The sequence below is a fragment of the Streptomyces sp. 135 genome, from assembly GCF_020026305.1.
Classification (GTDB): Bacteria; Actinomycetota; Actinomycetes; order Streptomycetales; family Streptomycetaceae; genus Streptomyces.
This window is the reverse complement of the sequence record NZ_CP075691.1, coordinates 7724415-7744460: the sequence shown is the minus strand read 5'-3', so window position 1 is coordinate 7744460 and position 20046 is coordinate 7724415. Positions and strand designations below refer to the sequence as shown.

Sequence of the window (20046 nt, the reverse complement as noted above, 5' to 3'; positions counted from 1 at the left end):
GGCAGCAAGGAGCACCCGAAGCGGGACCTCGACACCGAGTTCGGCCCGGATCCGGCTGGTCAGGCGGACGGCGAGCAGCGAGTGGCCGCCGAGTGCGAAGAAGTCGTCGTCCACGCCGACTTCGGGCAGACCCAGGAGTTCGGCGAAGGCCGCGCAGAGGATCTCCTCCTGGCGGTTGGTCGGGCCACGCCCCTTGCTGTGGGTCTGCTCGGGGGCCGGCAGGGCCTTGCGGTCGAGCTTGCCGTTGGCGGTCAGCGGGAGCGTATCGAGGACGACGACCGCCGACGGAACCATGTGCTCCGGCAGTCGCGTCGCCGCGAACTGCATTATCTGAGTAGGCAGTTCAGGCTCGGTGTCGTCGAGGTCGGTGGGGACGATGTAGGCGACGAGGCGGGTGTCCCCCGGGACGTCCTCACGGGCCACCACGGCCACCTGGGCGACCTGCGGGTGCGCCGCCACGACGGCTTGGACCTCGCCGGGTTCGATCCGGTAGCCACGGACCTTGACCTGCTCATCCGCACGGCCCAGGTATTCGAGAATCCCGTCGGTGGTCCAGCGGGCCACATCCCCCGTGCGATACATCCGCCCGCCCGGCTCGAACGGGTTCGCCGCGAAACGCTCGGCCGTCAGGCCAGGACGCCTCACATAACCACGCGCCAGCTGAACACCCGCGACATACAACTCACCCGCAACACCCGGAGCGACCGGCTGCAGGAACTCATCCAGCACATACAGACGCGTGTTGGCGATCGGCCGCCCGATCGGCACCGACTCCCCCACCACCTGACCGGCCGAAATCTCAAAGACACAGCACCCGACCACCGTCTCGGTCGGCCCGTACTCATTCACGACCACCGACCCCGGAGCCCGCGACAACCAGTCCCGAACCACACCGCCCGGCAGGGCCTCACCACCGACCACCCACGTACGAGCCGAAGAGGCGATCTGAGCGTCGTCGAGCATCTCCGTCAGGAGGGGCAGGTGGGCGGGGACTGCCTTGACCAGACCGAAGTCTCCAGGGCTTTTGAGTAGTTCGGCCAGCCCTTCAGCGCCGCCGGCCTCACTGACCACGACCGCGCTGCCGGACACCAGCGGCACCAGAACACTCGTCACCGTCAGATCGAACGCAAGGGACGAATGCAACGGAGCGCCACCGGCCGTGTCCTGCATGCGATACGTGTCCGCGGCCCACATCACATAGTTCGCCAGACCGCCATGGGTGACGCCCACCCCCTTCGGCCGGCCGGTCGAACCCGAGGTGTAGATGACATACGCGAGCGCCTGCGGCTCAACCGTCACCTCGGGCGCCTCGCCAGAAGCCGCCGCCAGCTGCATCTCCACCAGCGTGCTGTCCAACGCCACGAACCGGTTCCGCCCGGCCGGGAGATCGTCCAGGACCTCCTCGGTCGTCAACGTCAAAGCCACGCCACTGTCGGCCAGCATGAAACCGATCCGCTCAGCCGGATACCCCGGATCGATCGGCACATAAGCCGCCCCCGCCTTCCACACCGCCAGGACCGCCACCACCGCCTCGATCCCACGCGGCAGACACAACCCCACCAACGACTCGACACCGACACCCTGACCAGCCAGATAGCGGGCCAACCGATTCGCCCGCGCATCCAACTCCGCGAACGAAACCGACACACCCTCCCCGACAACAGCCACCGCCCCCGGCACCCGCGCCACCTGCCCGGCAAACAACTCCGGCACCAGCGCAGCGCCCAGGTCAGCAGCCGTGTCGTTCCACTCCTCCAGCACCCGACACCGCTCCACCTCCCCCAGCACGTCCACCGTGCTCAAGCGGGTAAGGGGGTCGGCGACCAGCGACCCGATCACCCGGACCAGACGCTCGCCCAGCCCCTCGACCGTCTCCCGGTCGAAGAGGTCGGCCGCTGCGACCACCGAGCCCCACACCCCGGCCGGGGCGCCCTGCTCGTCGAATGCCTCGGAGACCCGGACCTCCAGGTCGAACTTCGCCGTCGTCTTCGCGACCGCGACGTTCCCGGTCCGCGCACCCGGCAGGTCGAGGACGGCTTCGGCGTTGTTCTGGAGGTCCAACTGGACCTGGAACAACGGGTGCCGGGCCATCGACCGCGAAGGCGCCAACTCCTCCACCAGCCGCTCGAACGGCACCTCCTGATGCGCCAGAGCCGCCAGGCTCGCCTCTCTCACTCGACCGAGGACCTCGCGGAACTCAGGGTCACCGGAAAGGTCGGTGCGTACGACCAGTGTGTTGATGAAGAAGCCGACCAGGTCGTCCAGTGCCTCGTCCGTACGGCCCGCGTTCGCCGAACCGATCGGGATGTCCGTGCCCGCGCCAAGCTTTGAGAGAAGCGTGGCCAGAGCGGCCTGAAGGACCATGAACGTGGTCACACCTTCGACGCGCGCCACCTCCACCAGTCGGGCATGTACCGTCGCCGGCACGACCAAGGGGATTCGATGGCCAACATGCGAGGCGACAGCGGGGCGGGACCGGTCGAATGGCAGCTCCAGCTCCTCTGGAGCGCCTGCCAAGGCGTCTCGCCAGTGGGACAGTTGACGGGCGGTGAGGCTGTCGGGGTCGGTCTCGTCGCCGAGCAGTTCGCGCTGCCAGAGCGCGTAGTCGGCGTACTGGACCGGCAGCGGCTCCCACTCGGGAGCCCGGCCCTTGCTTCGTGCCGCGTAGGCCGTGGACAGGTCCCGTGCCAGTGGGGCCGTGGACCAGCCGTCGCCCGCGATGTGGTGCATCACGATCACGAGGACCTGCTCGTCGGCATCGGCCTCGAAGAGAGTGGCCTGGATCGGCACCTCGGAGGTGAGGTCGAACGCGTGGGCCACGGCCGTCGCCATGGCGTCATCCAGCTCGCCGGACGAGACGTCGGCGTACTCCAACTGCCAATCGAGGTCGGCGATCTCGATGACGTGCTGGTACGGCTCGCCGCCCTCGGTCGTCGGGAATACGGTGCGCAGGACCTCGTGACGGCCGATGACGTCCCGCAGGGCCGCATTGAGGGCCTGCCTGTGGACCTCGCCGAACAGCCGCAGGGCGAACGGGATGTTGTACGTCGAGCTCGGGCCCTCCAACTGGCTGATGAACCAGAGGCGTTGTTGGGCGAAGGAGAGGGGGATGCGTTCCGGGCGTTCACCGGCCGTCAGGGCGAGCCGGGCCTGACCGGCGCCGGCCAGGCCGGCGGCGAGACCGGCGACCGTGGGAGTTTCGAACAGGGCCCGCAGCGGGACCTCGACACCCAGGACGGTACGGACCCGGCTGATCAGACGCACCGCGAGGAGGGAGTGACCGCCCAGCGCGAAGAAGTCGTCATCCACGCCGATGCTGTCCAGGCCAAGGACCTGCGCGAAGACCCCGCACAGCAGTTCCTCCTGGAGCGTGACAGGACCCCGCGCACTGGTTCCGGTCGCGTACTCCGGAGCGGGCAAGGCGTTGCGGTCCAGCTTGCCGTTCACGTTCAGCGGCAGCACGTCCAGGACCACGACCGCCGACGGGACCATGTACGACGGCAGCCGATCACTGGCCAGGGCGGTCAGGATGCGCGGCAGCTCCTCGGCAAGCCCGTCCTCGGCCGGTACGACGTAGGAGACCAGGCGCTTGTCCCCCGGCACATCCTCACGGGCGACCACGACGGCCTGGGCCACCAGGGGATGCCCGGCCAGCACCGACTGGACCTCGCCCAGCTCGATCCGGAAACCACGGACCTTCACCTGCTCGTCCACACGGCCCAGGTATTCGACCTGACCGTCCTGCGACCAGCGCACCACATCACCCGTGCGATACAAACGACCACCAGCGGTCGAGAACGGGTCGGCGACGAAACGCTCACCCGTCAGCTCCGGACGACCCAGATAACCACGGGCCAGACCAGCACCCGCGATATACAACTCACCAGCAACACCCGCCGGCACCGGAGAAAGAGTCCCGTCCAGGACATAGACGCGGGCGTTGGAAATAGGGCGGCCGATCGGGACGATTCCGTCTACCTGCGCGTCCGCGAACCAGGCCGTGGAATACACCGTGGCCTCGGTCGGACCGTAAATGTTCGCGACCCGCGCACCCGGAATCGCCGTACGAATACCAGCCACCGCATCCGCCGTCAGAGCCTCACCGGCCAGGACCACCGTCCGGGGACGAGCCTGAATCTCACCCGAAGCCACCATCTGCGCGAACGCCGACGGCACACCACTCACCAGACTCACATCACCGATGGACGTGTCCGCATCGGCCAGAGCCAGGAGATCACCCACGACCTCGACACTGCCGCCCGACACCAACGGGCCGAACAACTCGAAGACCGACACATCGAAGTTGAAGGACGTCGACGCCAGAACCCGCCGGAAATTCTCACCGCCGAACTCCGCGGCAGCCCAGCCCAGCAGCGCCGCCACCGACCGGTGCTCGACCACCACACCCTTCGGACGCCCCGTCGAACCCGACGTATAAATCACATATGCCGGATGCTCCGGCCGAACCCCCACACCCAACGGACCGCTCTCAAAACCGGCCAGATCCAGGTCATCCAGGACCACGACCGCCGCATCCGATGACGGCACCGCCCCAACCGTGTCCGTCGAAGCGAGAACCACCACCGGCCCCGCGTCACCAAGCATGTAACCGACCCGCTCAGCCGGATACCCCGCATCGATCGGCAGATACGCGCCCCCGGCTTTCAGCACCGCCAGCAGCGCCACCACCACATCGACACCACGCTCCAAACACACACCCACCAACGACTCCGCACCCACACCCTGAGCAACCAAATAGCGAGCCAGCCGATTCGCGCGGCGGTCCAGCTCCCCGTACGAAACCTCCACACCACCCGAGACAACAGCCACCGCCTCAGGCACCCGCGCCACCTGCGCCTCGAACAGCCCCGCCACCGTGGCGTCGCCCGGAAGCGCGGCTGCCGAGTCGTTCCACTCGGTGAGCACCTGGCGCAGCCCCGCCTCGTCCAGGACCTGGACCGAGCTGAGCGGCACGTCATCGTCATGGTCGCCGTCCAGGGCCGATTCGAGCGCGGAGACCAGATTCAGCGCGGCCGTGCGCACGAACTCGCCCACCATGCGCGGGTCGATCGGCGCCACCGCGTCCACGGCGACCCAGAGGCCGTCACCGTTGTCGTCCACGGATACGAGCAGCGGGTAGTTCGTGCGCTCGTGGGAGAAGACGGTCCTGATGCCGTCGAGGCGTTCGGGGCGCGCATCTGTGGGATCGGTCTTGCCTCCCCCGCCGTTGTGGCGGTAGTTGAACAGTGCCGTGAAGAGCGGTGCACTGCCGGGCATCCCGCTGACCTGCTGCGCCACCGATAGCGGTGCGTGCTCGTGTTCCAGGAGTTCTGCCAGCTGACCGCGCATCGCGGCAACCGCCGCAAGGACTCCGAACCGGTCCGTGCGGACACGGACGGGAAGCGTGTTGAGGAAGGGACCCGGCACCCGGTCGGAGCCCGTGCCGGCGTTCATGCGGCCGAACAGGACAGTGCCGAAGACGACGTCCTCGCGCCCGCTGACCGCGGCCAGGACCCGGGCCCAGGCCAGGTGCAGCAGGGTTGCCGGGCTCGCGCCCAGGCGGCGGGAGACCTGCCGGAGCCGTACGGTCAACTCGGGCTCGAAGGCGACGACTTGGCGCACCGGGTCCGCGCCGTCACCGCGTACGTCCGTGACGCCGAAGGCGGCGGTCGGCTCGGTGACGTCACCGAGGAGGTCGGCGAAGTAGCGCTCATGCTCCGACCGGTGGGTTCCGCCGCGCACTTGGGCGACGAAGGCACGGAACGGCAGCGGCTCCGGCAGCTCTGCGCCCCGTCCGTCCAGGAAGGCCCGCACCTCCGCCATGAGCACTTCGAGTGCTGTGTGGTCGCGCACCATGTGGTGGACCCGCACCAGTGCCAGCCACTGGTTGCTCCCTGGGACGCGGGCTGTGTGGACCCGGATCAGCGGTGCCTCGCCAAGGTCCATGGTCGAGCCGCCGGCCGCGACCAGGTCTGCGATCGCGTTCGTGTGGGCGCCTTCGAGTGTGATGTCGGTGACGGGAAGGGTGGCGTGGCGCCACACCACCTGAACCGGCTCGCGCAGCCCCTCCCACACGATGGACGTACGGAAGATGTCATGACGGTCAAGGACGTTCTGCAGGGCGCCGAGGAAGGCGTCGAGCCGCTCGCGGGCGTCGAACTCGACGACCGTCGGCAGGACGTACGCATCGTCGCCACCGTCGGCGAGGAGGTGGTGGAAGAGCAGGCCTTCCTGGAGGGGGGCCAGCGGGTAGACGTCCGCGATGTTGGACGCGCCACCGTCGACGGTGGCGACGACCGCCGCGATCTCGGCAGCCGTGAGGTCGACAAGCGGCAGCATCTCGGGGGTGAGGGAGGTCGCGGCGGCCGGGATCAGGTTCGCCGGGACGGCCACCTGTTCGGCGCCCGCCGAGGCGGCGAGACCGGCCGGGGTCGGCGTCTGGAACAGCGCTCGCACGGACACCGTGACGCCGTGACCCCGCAGGGTCTCGACGAGGCGGATCGCGAGGAGCGAGTGGCCGCCGAGCCGGAAGAAGTCGTCGTCCACGCCGACCCCGTCGAGACCCAGCACCTCGGCGAAGGCCGCGCACAGGATCTCCTCGCGGGCGTCGGAGGGGCCACGGCCGCTACCGGCCGCGTACTCGGGGGCGGGCAGGGCCTTGCGGTCCAGCTTGCCGTTGCTGGTCAGCGGCAGCCCGGGCAGGACCACGACCGCCGACGGCACCATGTGGCCGGGCAGCCGCTGGGCGGCGAACTGGATGACGTTCCGTGGGAGTTCGGTGTCGACCGCGTCGGCGTCCGCCGGGACGACGTACGCGACCAGGCGCCTGTCCCCTGGGGTGTCCTCGCGGGCGACCACGGCGGCCTGGTCGACCAGCGGGTGGCCGGTCAGGACACCCTGGACCTCGCCGGGCTCGATGCGGAAGCCACGGATCTTGACCTGGTCGTCGGCACGGCCCAGGAACACCACCTGGCCGTCCGCCGTCCACTTGGCCCGGTCACCGGTCCGGTACATCCGCCCGCCCGGCTCGAAGGGGTTCGCCGTGAACCGCTCGGCCGTCAGGCTCTCGCGCCCGACGTAACCGCGCGCCAGCTGCGCACCGGAAACATACAGATCCGCGACCACCCCGACCGGGACCGGCTGCAGGTACGCGTCGAGCAAGTAAAAGCGGGTGTTGGCCACCGGGCTGCCGACCGGAACCCTCTCCCCGGCAACCATGTCGACGGTCAGACGAGTAGTCGCGACACCGATCGTCGTCTCGGTCGGCCCGTAATGGTTGTGCACCCCGCGCTCACCGGCAGCGGCGAGCAGCTCCCGCAACCAGGCCGGGGAGGCGGCCTCACCACCCAGCACGAGGGACTTCCTCGGCAGCACGCCTTCCACGCCACCGGCCGCGGACAGCGCGGCCAGATGGGAAGGGACAGCCTTGAAGTGGTCGATCCGGTGCTCGGCCAGGTACGCGGACACCGCCTGCGGGTCGGTGACCGCACCCTCGTCCAGGATGTGCAGCTCACCGCCGGACGCGAGGCTGGCGAAGACCACCGTGTTGCCCAGGTCCGTCGCCTGCGCCTGGAGCAGCGCGAACCGCGCACCCTGGCCACCGAAGCCGACCCGTCCGGGAACAGAGGCCACATAGTTCGCGACTCCGCCGTGCGTCACAGCCACACCCTTGGGCTGACCGGTCGAACCCGACGTATAGATCACATACGCGAGCGAACGCCCGTCAACACCCCGGCCAGGCCGCTCCGTTGAAGCCGCCGCAAGCTGCATCTCCACAAACGTGTCATCGATCGCCACCAGACGCGAACGGCCCGCCGGCAGCTCGTCGAAGAGGTCTGCGGTGGTGAGGACGAGTGCCGCCCGGCTGTCACGCAGCATGAACGCGATCCGGTCCGTCGGCTGCACTGGATCGATCGGCAGATAGGCCGCGCCCGCCTTCCACACACCCAGGATCGCCGCGATCATGTCGGTGCCACGCGGCAGGCACAGACCCACCACCGACTCCGCACCGACCCCCTGGCCGATCAGGTAATGCGCGATCCGGTTCGCCCGCGCCTCCAACTCCCCGTAGGGGACCTCCTTGCCCTCGGCGACGAGTGCCGCAGCATCAGGAATGCGGTCAGCCCACTGCTCGAACAGCGCCCGGACCGGACCGAGTTGCTGATCCGTCGCGGTGTCGTTCCACTCGATCAACACCCGGTGGCGTTCGACCTCGTCGAGGACCCCTATCGAGCTGAGCGCGCGGCCGGGGTCGACGGTCGCCTGGTCGAGTACCCGGGTGAAGCGTGCGACGAGGCGCTCGACGGACGCCACGTCGAACAGGTCGGCGGCCGCCGTCACCGAACCGCGCAGGCCGGCGGGGGCACCCGACGCGTCGAAGAGTTCACGGACGGAGACGTCGAGGTCGAACTTGGCGTCCCGGGAGCCGACCTCCCGGCCCTCGGCCGGGGCCTCGGGGGAGTCGACGACGGTCCGCTGGTTGTTCTGAACGGTCAGCATGACCTGGAAGAGCGGGTGCCGGGCCAGGGAGCGGGCCGGGGCCAGCTCCTCGACGAGCTTCTCGAACGGCACCTCCTGGTGCTTGAACGCCGCCAGGCCCGTACGACGCACCTGGGCGAGCAGTTCGCGGAAGGTGGGGTCGCCGGTCAGGTCGGTACGCATCACCAGCGTGTTGACGAAGAAGCCGACCAGGTCGTCCAGGGCCTCGTCCGTACGTCCCGCCACGGACGTGCCGACGGGGATGTCGATGCCCGCTCCGAGCCGGGACAACAGGGCGGCGAGAGCGGCCTGGAGGACCATGAAGGGGGTCACGCCCTCGGCGCGCGCCACCGCCGCCAGGCGGGCGTGCACCTCGGCGGGGACGCTCAGCGGGACGACATGTCCGCGGTGCGAGGCCACCGGCGGCCGGGGCCGGTCGGTGGGGAGCTCCAGCTCCTCCGGTGCGCCGGCCAGCGTCTCGCGCCAGTAGGTGATCTGGCGCGACATCATGCTGTCCGGGTCGTTCACATCGCCGAGCAGTCGGCGCTGCCAGAGCGTGTAGTCGGCGTACTGGACGGGCAGTGGCTCCCATTCAGGGGCCTTGCCTCGTACGCGCGCCTCGTAGGCGGTGGTGAGGTCCCGGGTCAGCGGGCCCTCCGACCAGCCGTCGCTCGCGATGTGGTGCATGACCACGACGAGGACAAGCTCTTCGTGACCCGCATCGAGCAGACATGCCCTGATGGGGATCTCGGCGGCGAGGTCGAACGCGTATCGCCCGGCCTCGTCGACCGCTCCATCGAGCTCCGCCGGGGCGACCTCGACGACCGCCAGCTCCCAGTCGATGTCGTCGAGCCCGAGGATCCGCTGGTACGGCTCGCCGTCCGCGACCTCGAAGACGGTACGCAGGACTTCGTGCCGCCCGATCACGTCCCTCAGGGCCGCGCCGAGCGCGTCGCGCTCCACGTCGCCCGGCAGCCGCAGCACGACGGGAACGTTGTACGTCGAACTCGGTCCCTCCAAGCGGCTGATGAACCACAGCCGTCGCTGCGCGAATGACAACGGAATCATCAGGACTCCTCCTGGTTACGCATCGGCCGCAACGCCGGCCTGGTTGACTTCACGTTCCCGAGCTGCCCGGCGAGGCCCGCCACCGTCGGCGCGTCGAACAGCGCCGCGATCTCCAACTCGGCGCCGAGCACCGTCCTGATGCGGTTGACCAGGCGGACCGCGAGCAGTGAGTGGCCTCCGAGAGCGAAGAAGTCGTCGTGGACCCCCACCTCCGGAACGCCAAGGACCTGGGCGAAGGCCTCACACAGGACCTCTTCCTCGTGGCTCTCGGGGCCCCGCCCGAAACTTGCCGCCTCGGCGTATTCCGGGGCCGGCAGGGCCTTGCGGTCGAGCTTCCCGTTGGCGGTCAGCGGCAGGGCTTCAAGCACCACCACCGCCGACGGAACCATGTACTCCGGCAGCCGCTGTGCCGCCGATTCCCGCACCGCGCGCGGTAGTCCTTCGTCGGTGTCGTCGAGGTCGGTGGGGACGATGTAGGCGACGAGGCGGGTGTCCCCCGGGACGTCCTCACGGGCCACCACGGCCACCTGGGCGACCTGCGGGTGCGCCGCCACGACGGCTTGGACCTCACCCGGCTCGATCCGGTAGCCACGGACCTTGACCTGCTCATCCGCACGGCCCAGGTATTCGAGAAGCCCGTCGGTGGTCCAGCGGGCCACATCCCCCGTGCGATACATCCGCCCGCCCGGCTCGAACGGGTTCGCCGCGAAACGCTCGGCCGTCAGACCCGGACGCCTCACATAACCACGCGCCAGCTGAACACCCGCGACATACAACTCACCCGCAACACCCGGAGCGACCGGCTGCAGGAACTCATCCAGCACATACAGACGCGTGTTGGCGATCGGCCGCCCGATGGGCACCGACTCCCCCACCACCTGACCGGCCGAGATCTCAAAGACACAGCACCCGACCACCGTCTCGGTCGGCCCGTACTCATTCACGACCACCGACCCCGGAGCCCGTGACAGCCAGTCCCGAACCACACCGCCCGGCAGGGCTTCACCACCGACCACCCACGTACGAGCCGAAGAGGCGATCTGAGCGTCATCCAGCATCTCCGTCAGGAGGGGCAGATGGGCGGGAACGGCCTTGACCAGGCCGAAACCACCAGGCTCGCGAAGCAGATCCGCCAGTCCCTCAGCGCCACCGGCCTCACTCACTACCACCGCGGACCCGGACACCAGCGGCACCAGAACACTCGTCACCGTCAGATCGAACGCAAGGGACGAATGCAACGGAGCACCACCGCCACCACTCATGCGATACGTGTCCGCGGCCCACATCACATAGTTCGCCAGACCACCATGGGTGACGCCCACCCCCTTCGGCCGGCCGGTCGAACCCGAGGTGTAGATGACATACGCGAGCCCCTCAGCCGCAACCGCCACCTCGGGCGCCTCGGCAGAAGCCGCCGCCAGCTGCATCTCCACCAGCGTGCTGTCCAACGCCACGAACCGGTTCCGCCCGGCCGGAAGATCGTCCAGAACCTCCTCGGTCGTCAACGTCAAAGCCACGCCACTGTCGGCCAGCATGAAACCGATCCGCTCAGCCGGATACCCCGGATCGATCGGCACATAAGCCGCCCCCGCCTTCCACACCGCCAGGACCGCCACCACCGCCTCGATCCCACGCGGCAGACACAACCCCACCAACGACTCGACACCGACACCCTGACCAGCCAGATAGCGGGCCAACCGATTCGCCCGCGCATCCAACTCCCCATACGTGATCCCGGAACCGTCCCAGGCGACCGCCACCACCTCCGGAGACCGCACCACCTGCGCAGCGAACAGACCCGGCACCAGCGCAGTGCCCAAGTCCACAGCCGTGTCGTTCCACTCCTCCAGCACCCGACAGCGCTCCACCTCCCCCAGCACGGAGAGCGAGCTCAACCGGATCTGCGGGTCGGCGACCAGTAGACCCAGAACTCGGACGAAGCGCTCGCGCAGTCCGATGACCGTCTCCCGGTCGAACAGGTCCGCCGCCGCGACCACCTGTCCGCGGACGCCGGCCGGCGCGCCCTGCTCGTCGTAGGTCTCGGTGAGCCGGACCTCGACATCGAACTTCGCCACAGCGCTGTCCGAAGAGGTGCCGGCGCCTTCTGCGCCGGGGAGGTCGAGGACCGCGTCTGCGTTGTTCTGGAGGTCCAACTGGACCTGGAACAACGGGTGCCGGGCCATCGACCGCGAAGGCGCCAACTCCTCCACCAGCCGCTCGAACGGCACCTCCTGATGGGCCAAGGCCGCCAGACTCGTCTCTCGCACCCGGCCCAAGACCTCGCGGAAGGTCGGGTCGCCGGACAGGTCGGTGCGTACGACCAGCGTGTTGATGAAGAAGCCGACCAGGTCGTCCAGTGCCTCGTCCGTACGGCCCGCGTTCGCCGAACCGATCGGGATGTCGGTCCCCGCACCCAGCCGCGACAGCAGCATCGCCAGTGCGGCCTGCAGAGCCATGAAGGGGGTCACGCCCTCTGTGCGGGCCATCTCCACGAGCCGTGCGTGCACCGCAGCCGGAATCTCCATCGGGACGCGGTGCCCCACGTGGGACGCGACGGCCGGACGTGACCGGTCGGCGGGCAGTACCAACTCCTCCGGAGAGTCCGCCAGCGCATCTCGCCAGTACGCCGTTTGGCGTGCGATCACGCTGTCGGGGTCGGTCTCGTCGCCGAGCAGCTCACGCTGCCAGAGCGCGTAGTCGGCGTACTGGACCGGCAGCGGCTCCCACTCGGGAGCCCGGCCCTTGCTTCGTGCCGCGTAGGCCGTGGACAGGTCCCGTGCCAGTGGGGCCGTCGACCAGCCGTCGCATGCGATGTGGTGGAGCACCACGACCAGCACCCGCTCGTCGGGCCCTGCCTCGAACAGCGTGGCCCTGATGGGCGCCTCGGCCGAGAGGTCGAAGGCGTACGCCTCCGCCTCCGCCACGGCGGCGTCGAGCCTTGCGGGCGCCACCTCGACGCCTTGCACCTTCCAGTCGATGTGCGCGAGTTCGATGACGCGCTGATACGGCTCGCCGTCCTCGGCCGTCGGGAAGACGGTGCGCAGGACCTCGTGCCGCCCGATCACGTCGCGGAAGGCGGTATCGAGCACGTCCCGGTCGGCGTCACCTGCCATCCGCAGGGCGAACGGGATGTTGTACGTCGAGCTCGGCCCCTCCAACTGCGAGATGAACCAGAGGCGTTGTTGGGCGAAGGAGAGGGGGATGCGTTCCGGGCGTTCGCCGGCCGTCAGGGCGAGCTGGCCTGGCTACGCTTACCAGGCTTACCGCGAGACCGGCGACCGTGGGAGTTTCGAACAGGGCCCGCAGCGGGACCTCGACACCCAGGACGGTACGGACCCGGCTGATCAAACGCACCGCGAGCAGGGAGTGACCGCCCAGCGCGAAGAAGTCGTCATCCACCCCCACCTCGGGAAGACCCAGCACCTGTGCGAAGACCCCGCACAGCAGCTCTTCCCGCAGGCTCGACGGCCCGCGACCGGCTGAGGTGCCCGGCGAGTAGTCGGGGGCGGGCAGGGCCTTGCGGTCCAGCTTGCCGTTCACGTTCAGCGGCAGCGCGTCCAGGACCACGACCGCCGACGGGACCATGTACGACGGCAGCCGATCACTCACGAACTCGTGCACCTGGTACGGCAGTTCACCAGCCGACACACCGTTGACCGGGACGACGTAGGCAACCAGGCGCTTGTCCCCCGGCATGTCCTCACGGGCGACCACGACGGCCTGGGCCACCAGGGGATGCCCGGCCAGCACCGACTGGACCTCGCCCAGCTCGATCCGGAAACCACGGACCTTCACCTGCTCGTCCACACGGCCCAGGTATTCGACCTGACCGTCCTGCGACCAGCGCACCACATCACCCGTGCGATACAAACGGCCGCCGTCTGACGCAAACGGGTCGGCGACGAAACGCTCACCCGTCAGCTCCGGACGACCCAGATAACCACGGGCCAGACCAGCACCCGCGATATACAACTCACCAGCAACACCCGCCGGCACCGGAGAAAGAGTCCCGTCCAGGACATAAACGCGGGCGTTGGAAATAGGGCGGCCGATCGGGACGATTCCGTCTACCTGCGCGTCCGCGAACCAGGCCGTGGAATACACCGTGGCCTCGGTCGGACCGTAAATGTTCGCGACCCGCGCACCCGGAATCGCCGTACGAATACCAGCCACCGCATCCGCCGTCAGAGCCTCACCGGCCAGGACCACCATCCGGGGACGAGCCTGAATCTCACCCGAAGCCACCATCTGCGCGAACGCCGACGGCACACCACTCACCAGACTCACATCACCGATCGCTGCCTCAGAGTCAGCCAGAGACAGCAGATCCGGCACCACCTCGACACTGCCGCCCGACACCAACGGGCCGAACAACTCGAAGACCGACACATCGAAGTTGAAAGAGGTGGAGACCAGCACACGGGAGAAGTCCGCACCGCCGAACTCCGCCACAGCCCAGCCCAGCAGCGCAGCCACCGACCGGTGCTCGACCACCACACCCTTCGGACGCCCCGTCGAACCCGACGTATAAATCACATACGCCGGATGCTCCGGCCGAACCCCCACACCCAACGGACCGCTCTCAAAACCGGCCAGATCCAGGTCATCCAGGACCACGACCGCCGCATCCGACGACGGCACCGTCCCAACCGTGTCCGTCGACGCCAAAACCACCACCGGCCCGGCATCCGCAAGCATGTAACCGACCCGCTCAGCCGGATACCCCGCATCGATCGGCAGATACGCGCCCCCGGCTTTCAGCACCGCCAGCAGCGCCACCACCACATCGACACCACGCTCCAAACACACACCCACCAACGACTCCGGGCCCACACCCTGAGCAACCAGGTAACGAGCCAGCCGATTCGCGCGGCGGTCCAGCTCCCCGTACGAAACCTCCACACCACCCGAGACAACAGCCACCGCCTCAGGCACCCGCGCCACCTGCGCCTCGAACAGCCCCGGAAGCAATCCACCCGCCACCTCGGCAGCAGTGTCGTTCCACTCGCCGATCAGCAGTCCGCGCTCGGCATCGTCCAGCACGTCCAACGTGCTCAGCCGCAGCTCCGGATCTGCCGCGAGGCGCTCCAGGACCTGCGCCCAGCGGGCCACGAGGCGTCCGGCGGTCTCCGCGTCGAACAGGTCGGCCGAGGCTACGACCGAACCGCGCAGGCCCGCCGGGGCGCCCGTCTCGGTGACGCTCTCCGCCACCGACGCGTCCAGGTCGAACTTCGCCACCGACATGCCGGCACCGACGCCCTCAGCCTGGACGCCTTGCAGGTCGAGGACCGCGTCGGCGTTGTTCTGCACCTGGAGCATCACCTGGAACAGGGGGTGCCGGGCCATGGAGCGGTTCGGGGCCAGTTCTTCGACGAGCCGCTCGAAGGGCACGTCCTGGTGCGCGAAGGCCGACAGGCTCGCTTCCCTTACGCGGCCGAGGACGTCACGGAAGGTCGGGTCACCGCTCACGTCGGTCCGCAGGACGAGGGTGTTGACGAAGAAGCCGACCAGGTCGTCCAGCGCCTCGTCAGTACGGCCCGCGTTCGCCGAACCGATCGGGATGTCGGTCCCCGCACCCAGCTTCGAGAGCAGCATCGCCAGCGCGGCCTGAAGGACCATGAACATGGTCACTCCCTCGGCCCGCGCCATTTCCGCGAGGCGGGCGTGCACCTCCGCCGGCACGGTCAGTGGGATGTCGTGCCCCCGGTGCGAGGGCACCGTCGGACGCACCCGGTCCGTCGGCAGCTGAAGCTCCTCGGGGACGCCTGCCAGCGCCTCCCGCCAGTAGGCGACCTGGCGGGTGAGCAGGCCGTCCGAATCGGGCTCCTCGCCGAGCAGCTTCCGCTGCCACAGCGCGTAGTCCGCGTACTGGACCGGCAGCGGCTTCCACTCGGGAGCCCGGCCCTCGGCCCGCGCCGCGTACGCGGCCGACAGGTCACGCGCGAGCGGGCGCTTCGACCAGCCGTCACTCGCGATGTGGTGCATTGTCACGACGAGCACCCGCTCGTCGGTCCCGGCGCTGAAGAGCCAGGCGCGGAAGGGGATGTCGACCGCGAGGTCGAAGGCGTGACCGGCCGCCGCGGTGATCGCCCCCGGCAGCTCCTCGGGCGCCACCTCGGTCAGAGGCAGGTCCCAATCGAGCGCGGCTAGGTCGATGATCCGCTGGTACGGCTCTCCGTCAGCGACCTCGAAGACGGTTCTCAGCACCTCGTGCCGCCCGATCACGTCCCGCAGGGCCGCTTCCAGCGCCTCCCGGTCCACGTCGCCGCCGAGGCGTAGGACCACCGGGACGTTGTAGGCCGCGTTCGGCCCCTCCAGCTGGCCGACGAACCACAGGCGACGCTGGGCGAACGACAGCGGGAGGCGCTCCGGGCGTTCACCGGCCGTCAGGGCGAGCCGCGCCTCCGCGGCGTCGGCCAGTCCGGCGGCGAGCCCTGCCACCGTCGGGGCGTCGAACAGTTCACGGATCTCGATCTCGACGCCGAGGACGGAGCGGATCCGGCTGACCAGGCGCACCGCCAGGAGCGAGTGACCGCCCAGCTCGAAGAAGTCGTCATCGACGCCGACCTCGGCAAGACCGAGGACCTCGGCGAAGGCCAGACACAGGATCTCCTCCTGCAACGTGACCGCCCGGCGCCCGCCGGAGGCCAGTGCCGACGAGTAGTCCGGCGCGGGCAGGGCCTTGCGGTCCAGCTTGCCGTTGCCGGTCAGCGGCAGCGCGTCCAGGACGACGACCGCCGACGGCACCATGTGCTCCGGCAGCCGCTGCCCCGCGAACTGGCGGACGGAATGCGGGAGGTCATCGTGTGACTCGTCGATGTCCGTCGGAACGACGTAGGCGACGAGCCGCCGGTCGCCAGGGTTGTCTTCACGGGCGATCGCGACCGCCTGGTCGACCAGCGGGTGCCCCGCCAGTACGCCCGCCACTTCGCCGGGCTCGATGCGGTAACCACGGATCTTCACTTGGTCGTCGGCACGGCCCAGGAACACCACCTGGCCGTCCGCCGTCCACTTGGCCCGGTCACCGGTCCGGTACATCCGCCCGCCCGGCTCGAAGGGGCTGGCCACGAACCGCTCGGCCGTCAGGCCGGCCCGGCGCACATATCCGCGCGCCAGCCCCGCACCCGCGACGTACAGTTCCCCGGCGACACCGGGCGCCACCGGCCGCAGAGAGGCGTCCAGGACGTAGAAGCGGGTGTTGGCTATCGGGGACCCCACTGGGGCGACGTGCCCGGAAACACGCTCGATGGTGAGCCGTGTGGTGGCGACACCGATCGTGGTCTCGGTCGGCCCGTAATGGTTGTGCACCTCGCGCTCACCGGCAGCGACGAGCAGCTCCCGCAACCAGGCCGGGGAGGCGGCCTCACCACCCAGGACCAGGGATTTCTTCGGCAGCACGCCTTCCACGCCACCGGCCGCGGACAGCGCGGCAAGGTGGGAAGGGACAGCCTTGAAGTGGTCGATCCGGTGCTCGGCCAGGTACGCGGACACCGCGGCAGGGTCCGTGACCGCACCCTCGTCCAGGATGTGCAGCTCACCGCCGGACGCGAGGCTCGCGAAGACCACCGTGTTGCCCAGGTCCGTCGCCTGCGCCTGGAGCAGCGCGAACCGCGCACCCACGCCACCGAAACCGACCCGCCCGGGAACAGAGGCCACATAGTTCGCGACTCCGCCGTGCGTCACAGCCACACCCTTGGGCTGACCGGTCGAACCCGACGTATAGATCACATACGCGAGCGACCGCCCGTCAACACCCCTGCCAGGACGCTCCGTTGAAGCCGCCGCAAGCTGCATCTCCACAAACGTGTCATCGATCGCCACCAGACGCGAACGGCCCGCCGGCAGCTCGTCCAGGATCTCCTCCGTCGTCAGCGCCAACGCCGCACGACTGTCACGCAGCATGAACGCGATCCGGTCCGTCGGCTGCACAGGATCGATCGGCAGATAAGCCGCGCCCGCCTTCCACACACCCAAGATCGCCGCGATCATGTCGGTGCCACGCGGCAGGCACAGACCCACCACCGACTCCGCACCCACCCCCTGGCCGATCAGGTAATGCGCGATCCGGTTCGCCCGCGCATCCAACTCCCCGTACGACGTCCCGGAGCCGTCCGAGACGATCGCCGACGCGTCGGGCGCCGCAGCCGCCCTCGCCTCGAACAACTCGTGCACCAGCTCTGCCGAAGCATCGGACGCCGTGTCGTTCCAGCCGGCCAGCACCCGGTGGCGCTCGTCATCGGCCAGCACCTCCAGGGTGCTCAGGCGGCGGCTCGGGTCCTGCGACAGGAGCCCCAGGAGTCCGGCCCACGCATCGGCGATCCTGCCTGCCCACGGGGCATCGAACAGGTCGGCGGCGACGGTGACCGAGCCGCCGAGGCCGGCCGGGACGCCGTCCGCGTCGAAGGCCTCGGCGACCATGACGTCCAGGTCGAACTTGACCGCCGTACGGCCCGAGACCGCCTCGCCGTCCTCGCCCTTCTCGGCGGCCGTCCCGGCCGCCGAGGACGTCCGTACGCCGGGCAGCTCGAGCACGGCATCGATGGTGTTCTGCAGGGTGAGGACGGTCTGGAAGAGCGGGTGCCGGGCCATCGAGCGGGCGGGCGCCAGCTCTTCCACCAGCTTCTCGAACGGCACGTCCTGGTGGGCCATCGCCGCCAGGCTCTTCTCCCGTACCCGGTCCAGGACCTCGCGGAAGGTCGGGTCGCCGGAGAGATCCGCGCGGACGACCAGGGTGTTGATGAAGAAGCCGATCAGGTCGTCCAGTGCCTCGTCCGTACGGCCCGCGTTCGCCGAGCCGATCGGGATGTCGGTCCCGGCACCCAACTTCGAGAGCAGAGCAGCCAGGGCGGCCTGGAGGACCATGAATGTGGTGACGCCTTCCGCCCGCGCCATCTCGACGATCCGCCCGTGCACCTCGGCGGGGACGCTCAGCGGAACGCTGTGGCCCAGATGGGACGCCACGGCGGGGCGGGGTCGGTCGAACGGCAGGTCGAGCTCGACCGGGGCCTCTGCCAACGCCTCACGCCAGTAGGCGACCTGGCTGGAGATGAGGCTCCCCGCGTCCCGCTCGTCGCCGAGCAGCTCACGCTGCCACAGGGCGTAGTCCGCGTACTGGACCGGCAGCGGCTCCCACTCGGGGGCCCGGCCCTCGCTGCGCGCCTCGTAGGCGACCGAGACGTCACGGGCGAGCGGGCCCATGGACCAGCCGTCACCGGCGATGTGGTGGACGACGACCACCAGCACCTGCTCGTCCGGGCCGGCGTCGAACAGCCAGGCGCGGATCGGCGCTTCGGCCGAGAGGTCGAACGCGTACTTCTCGGCCTCTTCCATCGCGGCGCCCAGACCTGCCGGGCCCACCTCGGCCACCGACAGCTCCCAGGCCAGGTCCTCCAGGTCAACGATCCGCTGGTACGGCTCGCCGTCCGCGATGTCGAAGACCGTACGCAGTACCTCGTGCCGCCCGATCACGTCACGCAGGGCCGCACCCAGCGCGTCACGATCGACACCGCCCGACAGGCGCAGGCAGACAGGGACGTTGTAGGTGGCGCTCGGGCCCTCCAGCTGGCCGATGAACCACAGGCGGCGCTGGGCGAACGAGAGCGGGATCCGCACCGGGCGCTCACCCGCCGTCAGCGCGGGGCGCGCAGGCCCGGAGCCTGCGAGGCGGCCGGCCAGGGTGGCGACGGTCGGCGCCTCGAACAGGGTCCGCAGGGGGACCTCGACCCCGAGGACCGTACGGATGCGGCTGATCAGGCGGACGGCGAGCAGGGAGTGCCCGCCGAGGGCGAAGAAGTCATGGTCGACGCCCACTTCCTCCACTCCGAGGACCTGGGCGAACACGCCGCACAGCAGCTCCTCCTGAAGCGTGGCGGGGCCTCGGCCGCCGTCTGTGGCGTGCCGGGGTGCGGGAAGCGCCCGATGATCCAGCTTCCCGTTCACGGTCAGCGGCAGCTCGTCCAGAACCACGACCGCCGAGGGAACCATGTACCCCGGAAGACGCCCTGCCACGAACTCACCCACACCCGCAGCAAGTTCGGCGCCGCCCCCGGCACCGCCATCCCCGGCACCGCCATCCGCGACGACATACGCGACCAGACGCGGATCCCCCGCGACATCCTCACGCACCACCACCGCGGCCTGCGCCACCAGCGGATGCGCCGCCACAGCCGCCCGCACCTCACCCGGCTCAATACGGAACCCACGGATCTTCACCTGCTCATCCGCACGCCCCACAAAAACCAGCTCACCCCCCACCGACCACCGCACCACATCACCCGTGCGATACAACCGCCCACCAGCCACACCAAACGGATCAGCAACAAACCGCTCAGCCGTCAACCCCGCACGCCCCACATATCCACGCGCCAACTGCACCCCACCCACATACAACTCACCAGCAACCCCCGGCGCCACCGGCCGCAAAAACTCATCCAGCACAAACATCCGCGTATTGGCCACCGGACCACCAAAAGACACCACCCCCGACCCATCCGGATCCAC

The 20046-nt window shown here is 69.3% G+C and carries 3 protein-coding genes (1 of these 3 cut by a window edge); all 3 read right to left on the bottom strand.

The genetic code is table 11. The annotated features are described in order from the left end of the window. Tightly spaced (each overlapping or abutting the next), the 3 genes in view from KKZ08_RS34485 to KKZ08_RS34475 form a layout consistent with a single transcriptional unit that may run on beyond the window. Nucleotides 1-9546: the 5' portion of a non-ribosomal peptide synthetase gene (locus KKZ08_RS34485; protein ID WP_223778159.1), read on the bottom strand. 90 nt of this gene lie to the left of the window's left edge; 9546 of the gene's 9636 nt are visible here — the first part of the coding sequence; the start codon lies at nucleotides 9544-9546; the stop codon falls past the left edge of the window. Further along, nucleotides 9546-12704, bottom strand: coding sequence for an amino acid adenylation domain-containing protein (locus tag KKZ08_RS34480; protein WP_263303380.1), 3159 nt, complete (start codon nucleotides 12702-12704; stop codon nucleotides 9546-9548). Before KKZ08_RS34480 ends, KKZ08_RS34485 begins: the two co-directional genes overlap by 1 nt. After that, complete coding sequence (locus KKZ08_RS34475; protein ID WP_346657905.1) at nucleotides 12649-20046, bottom strand: amino acid adenylation domain-containing protein; 7398 nt, start codon at nucleotides 20044-20046, stop codon at nucleotides 12649-12651. The genes KKZ08_RS34480 and KKZ08_RS34475 overlap by 56 nt, the downstream gene beginning before the upstream one ends.